Origin of the sequence: Acetanaerobacterium elongatum, from assembly GCF_900103835.1 — a bacterium.
Lineage (GTDB): Bacteria > Bacillota > Clostridia > Oscillospirales > Ruminococcaceae > Acetanaerobacterium > Acetanaerobacterium elongatum.
Window position 1 is genome coordinate 58629 of the sequence record NZ_FNID01000004.1, and the last position, 13749, is coordinate 72377.

14 protein-coding genes are annotated in these 13749 nt (G+C 51.8%); all 14 read right to left on the minus strand.

Going from position 1 to position 13749, the window contains the following annotated elements:
* Positions 1-8: 8 nt before the first annotated feature.
* The gene (gene rsmB / locus BLR50_RS02050; protein WP_092637994.1) at positions 9-1361 is read right to left on the minus strand and encodes a 16S rRNA (cytosine(967)-C(5))-methyltransferase RsmB; all 1353 of its coding nucleotides are present in this window, start codon (positions 1359-1361) and stop codon (positions 9-11) included.
* A gap of 55 nt (positions 1362-1416) precedes the next feature.
* Complete coding sequence (gene fmt, locus BLR50_RS02055) at positions 1417-2334, minus strand: methionyl-tRNA formyltransferase (RefSeq protein WP_092637996.1); 918 nt, start codon at positions 2332-2334, stop codon at positions 1417-1419.
* A gap of 35 nt (positions 2335-2369) precedes the next feature.
* Complete coding sequence (def, locus tag BLR50_RS02060; protein ID WP_092637999.1) at positions 2370-2834, minus strand: peptide deformylase; 465 nt, start codon at positions 2832-2834, stop codon at positions 2370-2372.
* Between the two features lie 259 nt (positions 2835-3093).
* Positions 3094-5547, minus strand: coding sequence for a replication restart helicase PriA (gene priA, locus BLR50_RS02065; protein WP_092638002.1), 2454 nt, complete (start codon positions 5545-5547; stop codon positions 3094-3096).
* Positions 5548-5723: 176 nt separating this feature from the next.
* Positions 5724-5999, minus strand: coding sequence for a DNA-directed RNA polymerase subunit omega (gene rpoZ / locus BLR50_RS02070; protein WP_092638004.1), 276 nt, complete (start codon positions 5997-5999; stop codon positions 5724-5726).
* Entirely contained in the window at positions 5992-6603 is a 612-nt protein-coding gene (gmk, locus tag BLR50_RS02075) for a guanylate kinase (RefSeq protein ID WP_092638006.1), read from the minus strand. Before gmk ends, rpoZ begins: the two co-directional genes overlap by 8 nt.
* Complete coding sequence (gene remA / locus BLR50_RS02080; protein WP_092638093.1) at positions 6596-6865, minus strand: extracellular matrix/biofilm regulator RemA; 270 nt, start codon at positions 6863-6865, stop codon at positions 6596-6598. Before remA ends, gmk begins: the two co-directional genes overlap by 8 nt.
* A gap of 186 nt (positions 6866-7051) precedes the next feature.
* A complete protein-coding gene (locus BLR50_RS02085; RefSeq protein ID WP_092638095.1) occupies positions 7052-7930 on the minus strand; it encodes a YicC/YloC family endoribonuclease in 879 nt (292 codons plus the stop codon).
* A gap of 403 nt (positions 7931-8333) precedes the next feature.
* Positions 8334-9734, minus strand: coding sequence for an oxaloacetate decarboxylase subunit alpha (locus BLR50_RS02090; protein ID WP_092638008.1), 1401 nt, complete (start codon positions 9732-9734; stop codon positions 8334-8336).
* A gap of 56 nt (positions 9735-9790) precedes the next feature.
* Positions 9791-10213: a biotin/lipoyl-containing protein gene (locus BLR50_RS02095; RefSeq protein ID WP_092638010.1), complete on the minus strand. Its 423-nt coding sequence runs from the start codon at positions 10211-10213 to the stop codon at positions 9791-9793.
* Positions 10214-10330: 117 nt separating this feature from the next.
* Positions 10331-11707, minus strand: coding sequence for an acyl-CoA carboxylase subunit beta (locus BLR50_RS02100; RefSeq protein ID WP_242871667.1), 1377 nt, complete (start codon positions 11705-11707; stop codon positions 10331-10333).
* A 234-nt stretch (positions 11708-11941) separates the two neighbouring features.
* Positions 11942-12313, minus strand: a complete 372-nt coding sequence (locus BLR50_RS02105) for a hypothetical protein (protein WP_092638015.1) — start codon at positions 12311-12313, stop codon at positions 11942-11944.
* Between the two features lie 86 nt (positions 12314-12399).
* Positions 12400-12864: a GNAT family N-acetyltransferase gene (locus BLR50_RS02110; protein WP_092638018.1), complete on the minus strand. Its 465-nt coding sequence runs from the start codon at positions 12862-12864 to the stop codon at positions 12400-12402.
* Entirely contained in the window at positions 12830-13720 is an 891-nt protein-coding gene (locus BLR50_RS02115; protein ID WP_242871668.1) for a pseudouridine synthase, read from the minus strand. Before BLR50_RS02115 ends, BLR50_RS02110 begins: the two co-directional genes overlap by 35 nt.
* Between the last annotated feature and the right edge of the window lie 29 nt (positions 13721-13749).

The following is a 13749-nucleotide window of genomic DNA, read 5'->3' on the forward strand; positions in this document are numbered from 1 at the left end:
AATACAGATCACTGTGTTCTGGTAAATGCTGCGATGAAGAAACCATCGGTATCAAAATGCTGTGGAAGGATTACCGCCATGTTCGGCTGAACGCTGATGCATGGCTTTAACAGTTCCGGCAGGGGCATGGGCGCAAACGTGGGATTGTGACATAAAAATTCCTGCGCGATATCCTCGTTTTCCTCCCGCCGCAGGGTACAGGTAGAATAGATTAATACCCCTCCAGGTTTTAGATAGCGCGCTCCGTTTTGCAGGATAGCAAACTGGATATCGTGCAGCGAACCAAAGGAATCAAGGGGTTTATATTTGATCTCTGGCTTGCGGCGGAGGATGCCAAGCCCCGAACAGGGCACGTCACACAGCACACGGTCAGCCGACGGAAGCTCCGGGTTATATATAGTGGCATCACCTACCGCCGCTTTGATATTCGTAAGTCCAAGGCGCTCTGCACCCTTTTGGATGAGCGAAGCCTTGAAGTCATACTGATCAAATGAAAGCACCGAGCCACTCCCCTGCAGCTGCTCGGCAACGGTAAAGCTTTTACCGCCGGGTGCGGCACACAGGTCGAGCATCGTCATGCCCTTAAGCGCGTTTAAGGCAAACGCACACAGCTGCGACGAGCCGTCTTGAATATGAAACAGCCCCTCTTCAAAGGCGCGAAGCTTTTCAAGGTTACCTGTATGATATAACGAGATACAATCGGGGATCACTTCATGCGGTACAGCCTGTACACCCTCTTCCGCAAGACGGGCTACCAGTGCTTCACAGGAGATTCTCGCGGTATTCACTCTCGCATAAAGCGGCGGTGTTCCTACCGATTTTTCTAACAGGCCCTTTGCCGCTTCCTGCCCGAACCGTTTTAGAAACAGCCTTACCAGCGGCAGAGGGCAGGAGTATTCTACGCTCAGACGTAAGGGGAGATTGTTATTATCCGGCAGGTTAAGGGGCTTGCCGTCGCGGATAAAGCCGCGCAGCACCGCATTTACAAAGCCGGAGGCACTGGTTTTACCGGTTGCCTTGCACAGCAGCACGCTTTCGTTTACCGCGGCGCTATCCGGCACCGAGCCCATGTACAAGAGCTGATACAGCCCCATCCGAAGAATGCCGAGTACTGACTTATCAAGCTTTTCCAGCGGCAGGCGGCTGCGGCCCTTGATGATGTGGTCTAAGGTAAGGCGTCGTTCGATGACACCATAAAACAGCGCGGCGGCAAAAGCGCCGTCGCGCTTATTAAACTGCTCGCCGCCAAGAGCATCGCCTAATACCAGATTGGAATAGCCGCCCGTCTCTACCTTTGTCAGAGCCTTGAGCACCATGCGGCGGACATCTTTATTAGTGTTTTCCTGTGGATTTGTTGTCATCTTAGTACCTATTGCAATTTATTTTTTAGGGCAGATATACGGATTGCCTATAATTCTAGAACTTTAAGCCCTTCTGCAGACGGTGGCCGCGCAGGAACAGCTCGGCAGTCATGCGCTTGCCGCCTTCATACTGAACCTCCAGCAGCTCTATCGCCGTATTACCACCACACCCGATAACGAGCGCGCCATCTTCCAGCAACACGCCGCATTCACCCCTTCGGTCGCTTATGCGTGCCCGGTGAACCTTTAAGGCTTTGCCATCCAGCAGGGTGTAAGCCACCGGCCATGGCGATAACCCCCGAATAAGGTTGTGAACCTCCCACGCGGGCTTAGAAAAATCAATAAGAGCCATCTCCTTGCTGAGCATGGGCGCATAACAGCTCTCGGTATCGTTTTGTACCTCTCGCGGAGCCTTTCCTTCAGCAACCAGCCGCAGTGTTTGGGAGAGCAGCTGAGCGCCGAGAATGCTTAACCGGTCATGCAGCTCACCGGCAGTTTCCTCTGGGCCAATGGCAGTAGCGCATTTGAGTATCATATCGCCGGTGTCCAGCCCCTGCGCCATGTACATGGTGGTAACACCCGTCTCTTGCTCACCGTTGATAACGCTCCACTGGATAGGTCCCGCGCCGCGGTATTTGGGCAGCAGCGAGGCATGCACGTTTATACAGCCGTGCTTGGGAATCTCCAGCACCGATCTCGGCAAAAGCTTGCCGTAGGCGGTTACCACAATGACATCGGGGTTTTGTGCCGCAATAATCGCGGCGGTTTCTTCCCCCTTGAGCGTGTTGGGCTGATAAACCGGTATCCCCAAGCTCTGTGCCAGCACCTTTACCGCCGGAGGGGTAAGCACCTGCCTGCGGCCCACCGGCTTGTCGGGCTGGGTATACACCGAGGTAACGGCATGTCCGTCCTTTACCAAAATATCCAGACAGGGTACCGCAAATTCGGGGGTACCCATAAAAATAATGTTCATGTAGGCTCTCCTGTACTATCTGGGGAAGATATTAATTACTCTTCGTCGTTCTTAAGCATACGGGTGGCAATATCCATGAAAAGCTTGCCGTCAAGGTGGTCAAGCTCATGGCAGATGGCGCGTGCCAGAAGCTCGGTGCCCGAAGCACGCTGTTTCTTGCCATGACGGTCGAAATACTCCACCGTCACCTCATTTGGGCGCTCAACCATGCCGTACTCACCAGGGTAGGAAAGGCAGCCCTCTGGACCTACCTGCTGGCCAGAGCTGCTTACGATTACAGGGTTAACCAGCTCGTAGAGTCTGCCGTCGCCAACATCAATTACCACTACGCGCTTGAGCACCCCCACCTGCGAGGCTGCTAAGCCCACGCCGTCGGCCTTGTGCAGTGTCTGAACCATGTCGTCTATTAAGGTGGCAAGCTTTGCGTCAAAACAGGTAACCTCTTTACACCGTTTGCGCAGCACCTCGTCGCCGTATAATACTATCTTGCGTGTAGCCATAGACCTATTCATCCTTTCACAAGCAATGCATATTGATTTGTAGTATGCTGATAAACAGCCTTTTTACTCATTATACTTATATCTGCTTAAGAAGTATATAAAAAACAAATCAAAACCTTTAATATATGGGTTTTGATGCGGATTTTATGACGATGCCGGCGCATCGTATGAATACATTCTATCGGCGATTAGTATTATATACACATTTCAGCAAAAATAACAAGCCCGCAGAGCCGAATCTGTACCTTTGGCTGCGGCCTTAAACCGGCCCGTCGTAGTTTAAATCGATAAACGCGCTTACCGTTTTTGCGTATGGCAGCCTGCCATATTCACACAGCAGCTGCTGTAACAACATACGCGTGCGGCGGTCATCTCTGCACTTAATTATCAGGCGGTAGCGGTATTTATTTGCCACCTTAAGTACCGAGGAGGGACACGGCCCAAAAACCTTGAGCGGTACATCCTCATACTCGTTTTTAACAAGACCTTGCAGCAGCTTTAGCAGCTCATTTGCGGCAAGCAGCGTCTGCCCCTCGTTTTCGCCCGAAAAGCCGATAACACAAAAACTGCAAAACGGCGGGTAGAGCAGATTTTTGCGGCAGAGCAGCTCCCCTTCGTAGAACTCTCGGTAATCCTGCCGGGCGGAAAGTTCAATAATCTCATGCTCGGGGGTATAGGTTTGTATGTAGGCGCGCCCGCGCTTTGTGCCCCTTCCGCTACGCCCCACCACCTGTGTAAGCAGCGAGAACGAACGCTCCAGCCCTCTGAAATCGGTGGTGTAAAGAAAGCGGTCGGCGGAAAGCACCCCTACAAGGCTGACATTCTCGAAATCCAGCCCCTTGGCGACCATCTGAGTACCTACCAATATATCATATTCACCGCGTGCAAAACGGCTCAGATACTCATCATAAGAATATTTCGCAAGGGTGGTATCGGCGTCCATGCGCAACACGCGTGCCTCGGGGAACAGCTCGGCCAGCTGATCCTCTACCTTCTGGGTGCCAAGCCCCAGCTGCTTGATGTGTTCACTGCCGCAATGGGAGCACTTATGTTCTGGCGTATGCACATAGCCGCAATAGTGGCACATCATACGGTCGTTAGCGCGGTGATAGGTTAGCGCAATGGAGCAGTTCGGGCAGGTGAGCACCTCGCCGCACTCGGCACAGGTTACCAAGGTATGATAACCGCGGCGGTTGATAAACAGGATGGTCTGCTCGCCTTTTATAAGATTCTGTTCAATCTCCTGCGCAAGCGGTGAGCTGATAGCCCCAGTGTTGCCTGCGGCCGCCTCATCGCCCATATTCACCACTACAACCTGTGGCAGTACCGCCTCACCGAAACGCTCGGTAAGCTCAAACAGCTTGTACCGCCCGGTTTTGGCATGGTAAAAGGTTTCAATGCTCGGCGTGGCCGAGGCCATGAGCAGCAAAGCGCGGTGCTGTGCACACCGAAACTTTGCCACCTCTCGCGCGTGGTAACGCGGCGCGCTTTCAGATTTATAGGTATGCTCCTGCTCTTCATCAATGATAATCAGGCCGAGGTTTTCAAATGGGGCAAATACCGCTGAACGCGTACCTACTGCAATACAGGCCTCGCCTGAGCGGATGCGCTTATATTCGTCCAGCCGCTCACCCAGTGAGAGACCACTGTGCAATACCGCCACCTTACTTCCAAACACCGCATGAAACCGCTGCAGCATCTGGGGGGTAAGCGCAATCTCCGGCACAAGCATGATGGCTTGTCTGCCCTTTTCAAGCTCGTCGGCAATCAGTTTTAAGAAGATATGGGTTTTACCACTGCCTGTAATACCAAACAGCAGCGCTGCCTCGGGGTGATCACCTGTGCAGAGCTGCCTAAGCCCCTCATACACCGCCTGCTGAGCCTCACTTAAGTCAGGTGGCGGGGCGTTTTCCGCGGCCTGAGCCGCGTAGGGGGTGCGTAAAACCTCCCGCTCGAAATATTCTGTTATGCCGCGCTTGCACATAACATCAAGTGTGCTCTTCGCGGCCTCGGTATAGTAAAACACCTCTTTTACCGAGGCACTGCCAAACTGCTCCAGCAGCTCCACCACGCGGCTCTGCTTCTCGCTCAGGCGGCCAAACTCGCCCTCTGCGGCTGGGCTTAGGCGAACCATCAACACCCGCTCATCCTTTGTTCTGCGCGCCGCCTCCTGCTGTTTTATGATAACCCCTTCCGCAACCAACCCTTTCAACGCCGCGGAGCGCTCGTTGATTCCCGCAGCAGCAAACAGCTTCTTTTCACTCATCGGTTTTTTCTGCTTAAGCAGGCAGCTCACAATCTCCAGCCTCTCGCCGGAAAGCTGTAAACTGTTTATATCACAGCCAGAGCTTATCGCGTAGGTAACGGAAAACGCCATATTCAGCCCCGCGGGCAGCACCAAATGTACCGCCTCGTAGTAGGTGCACAGGGTATGCTGCTTTAAGTACATTACCAGCGAGAGCATCTCGCCGCTGAGAATGGGCGTTTGGTCTATGAGCTCGGCAACAGGCTTGAGCTCCCCTTGCGGCTCACTCTCAACCAGAGAAAGCACCAACCCCTGCCTCTTGCGGTTTCCGCCGCCAAAGGGCACAGCCACACGGGTTCCCACATGAATCGCCTCTCGCAGCGCCGGCGGTACGATATAGCTGTATTCCTTGTCAAAATGCAAGGCAACCTTGTCTACGGCAACATAGGCAATCGATTGTTTTGACATACTGTACCACCTGCCTTTCGGGGCGAATTTTGCTCAGAGATTATGGCTAATAGCCATTAAGAACGGATATGGCTGCCCCAAAATTTCGTTGTCGCAATCATCAAAAACCCAACCCGCTGATAAACGGCAGGTTGGGTTGTATCAGAAATTAAAGCTAAAATCCGTCTTCAGCTGTGTTATTTCTCTATCTTCTCGCCTATATTCGGTGTTTCAACAATACGGAACTTCTGTGACGCAAACTCCTCCACCGCAAGCTTTACGGGCTTTGCCTGCAGATAGTTGCGATTGATGCCGAGATCAAGCGGCAGCTTGCCATTATTGCGCTCGATCATATCCTTCTTTATGGCTTCAACGTCGTCGGTAATCTCTCTTGCGCGTTTTGCCACCGCGATTACAAGAGAAAAGTAGCTTCCATTGTTGTTCATAATCTCACCTATGGCTGGTCTAAGCATCGGTAAGCACCTCTTTTATCATATACTTCATATTTACCGTTTTACATTTCTGACACAGAATAATCGCCTTTAGTTTATCAATGGCATCGTCTATTACATCGTTCACGACGATATAGTTATAGCGTCCGGCTGCAGCAATCTCTTCTCGCGCAGCATTCAGGCGCTTTTCGATTACTTCGTTGGTCTCGGTATTTCGGCCGACAAGGCGTTTTTTTAGCTCCTGCATCGAGGGGGGCATGATGAAGATATAAACAGCGGGTTCTCCCTGCTCCATGAGCTTGGTGGCACCCGCAACATCAATCTCCAGTATCACATCATAGCCTGCCTCCAGATTATCGTACACATAACGGCGAGGGGTTCCGTAGTAGTTTCCGCAGTAGGTGGCAAACTCCAGCATTCCGCCTGACTGTATCTGCTGCTGAAACTCCTCACGGGTTACAAAGAAATAGTTCTTGCCGTTTACCTCGCCCTCCCGCGGCGAGCGCGTGGTGGCAGACACCGAATATTTTATGCGTTCGTTACCCTGCATCAGTCCCTGCAGCAGGGTTCCCTTTCCGCTTCCTGACGGCCCTGAAACGACAATTAAAATTCCTTTGTTACTCATCCTCTTCCAGCTCCTCCTCTTCGTCGTCACGGTTTGTAAGGCGGTTGGCTACGGTTTCGGGTTGAACAGCCGAAAGGATGACGTGGTCGCTATCGGTGATGATTACCGCGCGGGTTCTGCGCCCGTAGGTTGCGTCAATAAGCGTTGCCTTATCACGCGCATCCTGTATAATACGCTTGATGGGGGCAGACTCGGGGCTGACGATGGCCACCAGACGGTTTGCTGAAACCATGTTTCCGAAACCGATGTTAATAAGCTTCATATTAAACTCCATTCCGCCGCTATAATCGGCGACACAAATAGGAAAGAACAGGGCGTGGTTCGTGCAGCGGATGTCGGCCATGCCTTCTGGCTGACAAGCGCCTTTGTGCGTGCGTAAAAACTTTTCACGCTACCTACTTAATCAACGTTGCACAGCTATATAAATATATAGGGTGATGGACAATTGTTATTCTATATTCTGAATCTGCTCACGGATCTTTTCAATCTCGGCCTTGATAGCAACCACGGTTTTAGCAATCTCTACATCCTGAGCCTTGGAGCCGATGGTGTTGGCCTCGCGGTTGAGCTCCTGAACCAGAAAATCGAGCTTACGCCCAGCCTGCCCGCCTTCACCAAGCAGGCTACTGAACTGCGCGATATGACTTTTCAGGCGAACGGTCTCCTCGTCTACCGCAACACGGTCAGCGAAGATGGCAGCCTCGGTAATCAGGCGGGATTCGTCGATGTTTTTATCCTCCAGCACCTCTTTCATCTTGGCATAAAGGCGCTCGCGGTATTCCTTGATGGTTTGGGGCGAGCGTTCCTCCACCGTTTTAACGGCCTGCTCGATGAAGGAAAGGCGTGATAGGATATCCTCCTTCAGCTTTACGCCCTCGATTTCGCGCATCTTTACAAATGCGTCTATCGCCTGTTCGGCTACTGTCTTTACGCTGTTCCAGATAACCTCCTCCTCGGGCAGTTCCTTATGCACGGCGAAGATGTCGGGAAACTGAATTAACGAGGTAAGCGAAAGATCATCCTTAACATCAAGCTTTATGCCGATTTCACGCAGCGCTTTTACATAGGAGGCAGCCAGCTCGGCATTTACCTCTACCTTGGCATCGCTGCCCTCCAGCGTTATAACGGTTACCGAAGCCTCAACCTTACCGCGGCTCACCCGCTCCTGAACAAAGGACTTCATCTTTTCTTCCAAGAATCCATAAGCGCGCGGGGTTCTGGCCGAGAACTCAAAAAAGCGATGGTTCACCGCTTTAATCTCTACCTGAATGTCTCTGCCATCAATCTGCTGCTGGGCGCGGCCGTAACCGGTCATGCTTCTTATCAAAACAATCATTCCTTTTGTTTAACATCTGTGTCAACGCACGCACCCGCTGGTTTGTAAAACCCACTTATGGTGCCTTGGAGGAATTATACCCCAAAAACAGCTTTATATTATTCTAAGTATGAATTTGGAACTTATGAACTGTAATCTTACCAATGCCAATAAGCATCAGCTTCACTAACCTATATTTTACTATCTCCATCGGGTAATTGTCAACTGAGGCGGTGCAAAATAAACAAATTTGAGCGTCCTATCTCCACATCTTATGCCATAATTGTCTACTAATTCCACATAAAACCTCACCGCCCGACAAAATTCGTCAGACGGTGAGGGACGTATTGCATATACTACTTGGTAATCATAACGTCAAAAGCACGCTGAATTGCAGCGCAAGCGATGCCTAATCTTACATCGGGTGAACGCTGTTTGCGGCATCGGCATGGGCGGCATCTACGCCGTATTTCTCGGCGCGGCGCTGCTCGAAGAACTTAATGGCAACCGGACCAAACTGTGCGTAGCTGAGCACGTCCTCCTCTTGCTCCAGCAGCGAAGCGGGAACCTCGGCGCGCAGCTTATCAAGCTCGGGCTCTAAGAGGTCGGCAGGGCGGCAGTCGATGGCCGGCTCGTCACCGATAATCTTCTTGCGGAACTCAGGGTCGATTGGCAGCGGGGTTCTGCCGTATTCGCCGCGTACAAGGCCCTTGAACTCCTTGGTAACCATCTTGTAGCGCTCGCCATTGATAATATTAAACACCGCCTGGGTACCCACAATCTGCGAGGTGGGGGTAACCAGCGGAGGCATACCGGAATCACGGCGCACCCTTGGAACCTCAGCCAGTACTTCTTCAAACAGGTCAATCTTGCCGGCCTGCTTAAGCTGTGAATTCAGGTTGGAAAGCATACCGCCCGGCACCTGATAGATGAGTGTGTTGGCATCTACGCCGAGCATCTTCGGGTCTAACAGACCGCTTGCAAGGTATTTTTCGCGCAGCTTTGCAAAATGAGCGCGTACCACATCAAGCTTCTTTAAATCCAGCCCGGTGTCATACGGGGTGCCCCGCAGGGCGGCTACCATGCTCTCGGTGGGTGCATGTGAGGTGCCCAGTGCAAGAGGCGACATCGCGGTATCAATCACATCCGCCCCCGCCTCAATCGACTTCATAAGCGCCATTGAAGCTAGGCCAGAGGTGTAGTGGGTGTGCATCTGAATGGGAATCTTCACATTCTTCTTTAAGGCTAAAACCAGCTCCTCCGCCGCGTAGGGGGTAATGAGCGCCGCCATATCCTTGATGCAGATAGAGTCTGCACCGGCATTCTCCAACTGCTTGGCGTAGTTTACAAAGTAATCTACGGTGTGCACTTCGCTGGTGGTATAGGAGATGGCGCCCTGAACATGGGCGTTCATCTTCTTTGCCGCATTGATGGAGGTTTCGAGGTTGCGGATATCGTTGAGCGCATCGAAGATACGCAGGATATCAATACCGTTATCCACCGACTTCTTTACGAAGTAATCCACCACGTCATCGGCGTAATGGCGGTAACCGAGCATATTCTGCCCGCGGAACAGCATCTGAATCTTGGTTTTGGGCATGCGCTTTTTGATTACGCGCAGACGCTCCCACGGGTCTTCATTTAAAAAGCGCAGGCAGGAGTCGAACGTAGCGCCGCCCCATGCCTCTACGGAATAAAAGCCAACCTCATCCATCGCTTCGAGAATGGGTTCCATCTCGGAAAGCTTCATACGTGTAGCTATCAGCGACTGATGCGCATCACGCAGGACGGTTTCGGTAATTTTAACCTTTGCCATCTATAATCATCCCTTTCATGAATACTGAATTAAGTGAATATTAAAGCGTAAAGGAATTATGCTATAGTGGCAATCAGGTCGTTGGAATTTACCGACTGACCCTTGGTTACAGCGATGGTAGCAATAGTGCCGTTGATGGGAGACATAATCTCATTTTCCATCTTCATGGCTTCCAGAATGCAGATGGTATCACCCTCTTTAACGGTATCGCCGGGTTTTACCTTTACGCCGAGAATAGTGCCGGGCATAGGAGCGTTGACTATGGTGGAGCCTGCTGCCGCGGGTGCTGCGGCGGGAGCTGCAGGTGCTTCAACGGGTGCAGCTGCAGGAGCAGGTGCCGCAACAGGAGCCGCCGCTGCGGGGGCGGCAACAGGGGCGGGTGCTGCTACGGGAGCGGGCGCGGGTGCTGCACCGAGGGCTACCTCGTCTACTACAACATCGTAAGCTCTGCCGTTAACGGATATGTTAAACCTTTTCATCTCTTTATCATCCTTTCTTCCACTGTGCCTGTATTACTGTATCTGCCTGCCCTACCCCGCACAGTGAATGGGAGGATAAAGCAGTGTGTCCGCGCCAAAGCGCGGTAAAAGATAGGCTTACAGCGGCATGTTGCTATGCTTCTTGGGCATGGTGTTTACCCGCTTGCCCGAGAGCATGTCCATCGCAGAGATAATCACCGCACGAGTGGCGGAAGGCTCGATTACCGCATCAATCATGCCGCGTTCGGCATATGCAAAGGCAGAGGCCTCGGTATCTGCATACTCGGCTTCTACGTCCTGACGCGACTTTTCGGCGGTAATACGGTCGTTATATAGAAATGCCACAGCGGTTTCCGGCTTTAAGGGAGAGATAACGGCATTGGGCCATGCATAAGCCATATCGGCATTCGCGCCCTTGCCCGCAAGGGCGATATAGGCGCTGCCGTAGGCCTTGCCAAGCACCACCGAGATCTTGGGGGTAGTAGCTTCGGCGTAAACATGCGCCAAGGCAGCCGTATCGCGAACATTGCCCGAGAAGCCTTCGGTATTCACCAACGTTATCACGGGGATGGAAAACGCGTCGCAGATGCTAACAGTGCGTGCAAGCTTTGCGCATTCATCCTTGCCAAGGCTGCCTGATATACCTACAATGCCAACCGCCTGACCACCGATGGTGGCAAGCGCCGCAAAGGCATTTTTGCCAAAGCTTGCCTGAAGCTCGGTTACACTGCCTGCGTCGGCAATATTCTTAACAATATCAGTCAGCGCGACATCTTCACCGTTGAGCACTTCGGCACTGCCCGAAACCTCCTCAAAGTCCCAGATAGGGGCTTCAGCAAGGTTATTAAGCGGCAGCAGCGAAATAATCTTTCTGGCGGCTTCTAAAGCCTCACTCTCGTCCTTGGCCAGAATGTGAGCAACGCCCTCTGCCGCAGCGTTCTTCGCGCTGCAGGCCTCGCCGGAGGCAGGGGAAGAAAGGAAGAACTCGCCTTCCTCACTCATTACAATAAAGTCGGCTCCACTGGCAATCAGTGCAGCACCGCCCGCGCAAGTGCCAAGCACCAGCGACACCTGAGGCACTACGCCTGAAAGGTTATTGGAAAGCGCAAGCAGCTCGCCGTAGGCGGCCATAGTATCATAAGGGGCGGCAAGGTCGGCTCCCTTGGAATCGTAGATACCCACCACCGGAGAACCGGTTTTTGCAGCCAGCTCGTATACCTTCTTAATCTTTGCAGCATGTGCCTTACCTATAGCACCGGATGCCACCGTGCTATCCTGACAAAAAGCAAACACCGTGCTTCCGTCTACCGAGCCGTAGCCCGTAACCACTGCGGCGGCATTTTCTCCTGACTTAGCAAATGCATCAATCTCAACAAAGGTGTTCTCATCAAACAGCTTTATCAAGCGTGCCCGAGCAGGAGAAGCTTTATCGATTGTTTTCAGTTTTTCCGAAAGCAGCGCCAGTTTATTGGCTGAACTCATCTTATTGACCATTCCTTTCTTTCAGAAATCGGGTTTGTGTAATAAATAAGGCACAAAGCCCGAAGTTTGAAAGATTTTAACTTTCAAACCTTTTTCCGTTCGTTAGTAAATCATGGGCAGCCCAGTTGCCGAACAACATAAATTCAGCTTCATCCCCTTCAGCAAACCAGCCAAATGATAAACAAGCAAACTTATGCGTAAACAAATTGATTATACACCATTTAAGGGCCGATAACAAGGTTTTTACTACGATTTTCCGCAGTTTTTGCATGAATGTAGCAGTTCTTCTGCAGAAAAATCCACATTAATATCTTCTTGAATGGAATAAAGCTTTTTCAACAGCTCAATATTGTTAGCCTGTGAAAAATTCACCAGTTCTATACCTCTCAATTCCGCGTAATTTATGCCGCTGCGCGTGAGGACATCGGCGAGGTACTCGTCATCGGGGATATGCAGCACCTTGAGCACCTTCCCCTCAACGATAAAGAGGCCAAAGCCTATCTGGGCACCGCGCTCGACGGCGGTGTAAACAATCACCGATGATGCGTACGCTACACCCGCCTGCTTGCAGAGTGCTTGGTTTAGAGAAGTGTCGCTGCTGGGAAGAAATTCAATCATATCAATTGTCCTTTCAAACCTATAATTTACCTGTAATTTTTAAAAAATATGCTCTTAGGCAGTTTAGCCGAAGAGCATTTTGTTTATTATTTTAACCCGCATTTCATCGTCTGCATGACGGTTTGAAAGCCCTCGCGCTGATAGAGCTTGAGCGCGCCTGCGTTTTCCTGCAGAACTGCCAGTTCGATATAGTCCAGCCCGCGGGCCCTGCCCCAATCCTTTGCCGCCTCTATAAGCATAGTGCCAACACCTTTTGAGCGGTAATCGGGCGCTACCACCAAATCCATCAGCAGTACATAGCGTCGCGAAAGAAAAGGGCCGTAGGTTGGCGACTCCAGTTCCTCAAGGTGTGCGAAGCCCAATACCTCGCCTTGCTCTTTTGCAATAAGAAGTTCCTCTTTATCGCTGTCGATAATCGATTGTATCCAGTCCTCACCCGCGGTGCCGCCGTGAAAATAGGTGGGCTGTTGCTGTGCCATATCGCAAAACAGCAGATGATATAGGCCACAAATCGTTTTAATATCTTTTGTGGTTGCCTTTTGAATTTCCATAGCTGTCACCTTTATTGTTACGCGGCGGGCGATTAGCAGCCGTCTTTTGCTTCAAATCACGCTTCGGGCGGCTTTCACGCTTTTTCTGCTGCTCGTCGCGCACAAGATTCTTGGTAGCCATAGTTTTCAGTGCGGAGATTTCGCCCTTGGTAAGCTCGCGGAATTCGCCGGGTTTGAGCATTGATAGCTTTACCGGGCCAATCATGGTACGCCGCAGGCGCTTTACCGTAAGCCCCACTGCCTCGCACATCTTGCGTATCTGGCGGTTGCGCCCCTCGCGGATGACCATCTCCATTACCGTGCGGCCCTCTTCCTTGGTAATGACCTTCACGTTTGCTGGGAGAGTTCTTTTACCGTCGATTTCAACGCCCTCGGCAAGGGCTATCAGCTGATCCTCTTTTACTGCCTCTGCAACCGTTACACGGTACACCTTGGAAACCTGATGGCTGGGGTGCATCATCATGTTGGCAAACTCACCGTCGTTGGTGAGCAGTAAAAGCCCCTCGGAAAGCTTATCGAGCCTGCCCACAGGGTATACCCGCACGGGAATATCCTTGGTAAGGTCGGCTACGGTTTTACGGTCAAGCTCATCGCTGAGGGTGGTTACATAGCCGCGCGGCTTATACATGGCATAGTAAACCTTGCGGCCTTCCTCAAAAACGGTGATACGCTCGTCATCGAGGGTGATAATATCCTTAGCGGGGTTTACCTTCATGCCGATTACGGCGGGGTGCCCGTTTACCTTTACGCGGCCCTGCTGAATATACTCCTCCGCCTTACGCCGGGAACTGACACCCATCTCTGAAAGCGCCTTGTGAATTCTGATTAAATCCTGAGCTGCCATCGTGCTAACCATGCCTTTCCGGCTTATACCCATCCCTTCAG

What these genes read in the sequence shown, in the direction of transcription:
- BLR50_RS02095 (WP_092638010.1), bottom strand. Translation starts at nt 10,213, where the DNA reads ATGAAAAGGTTTAACATATCCGTTAACGGCAGAGCTTACGATGTTGTA.
- BLR50_RS02105 (WP_092638015.1), bottom strand. Translation starts at nt 12,313, where the DNA reads ATGATTGAATTTCTTCCCAGCAGCGACACTTCTCTAAACCAAGCACTC.
- BLR50_RS02090 (WP_092638008.1), bottom strand. Translation starts at nt 9,734, where the DNA reads ATGGCAAAGGTTAAAATTACCGAAACCGTCCTGCGTGATGCGCATCAG.
- BLR50_RS02115 (WP_242871668.1), bottom strand. Translation starts at nt 13,720, where the DNA reads ATGGTTAGCACGATGGCAGCTCAGGATTTAATCAGAATTCACAAGGCG.
- priA (WP_092638002.1), bottom strand. Translation starts at nt 5,547, where the DNA reads ATGTCAAAACAATCGATTGCCTATGTTGCCGTAGACAAGGTTGCCTTG.
- BLR50_RS02100 (WP_242871667.1), bottom strand. Translation starts at nt 11,707, where the DNA reads ATGGTCAATAAGATGAGTTCAGCCAATAAACTGGCGCTGCTTTCGGAA.
- fmt (WP_092637996.1), bottom strand. Translation starts at nt 2,334, where the DNA reads ATGAACATTATTTTTATGGGTACCCCCGAATTTGCGGTACCCTGTCTG.
- remA (WP_092638093.1), bottom strand. Translation starts at nt 6,865, where the DNA reads ATGAAGCTTATTAACATCGGTTTCGGAAACATGGTTTCAGCAAACCGT.
- BLR50_RS02110 (WP_092638018.1), bottom strand. Translation starts at nt 12,864, where the DNA reads ATGGAAATTCAAAAGGCAACCACAAAAGATATTAAAACGATTTGTGGC.
- def (WP_092637999.1), bottom strand. Translation starts at nt 2,834, where the DNA reads ATGGCTACACGCAAGATAGTATTATACGGCGACGAGGTGCTGCGCAAA.
- rsmB (WP_092637994.1), bottom strand. Translation starts at nt 1,361, where the DNA reads ATGACAACAAATCCACAGGAAAACACTAATAAAGATGTCCGCCGCATG.
- gmk (WP_092638006.1), bottom strand. Translation starts at nt 6,603, where the DNA reads ATGAGTAACAAAGGAATTTTAATTGTCGTTTCAGGGCCGTCAGGAAGC.
- rpoZ (WP_092638004.1), bottom strand. Translation starts at nt 5,999, where the DNA reads ATGCTTAGACCAGCCATAGGTGAGATTATGAACAACAATGGAAGCTAC.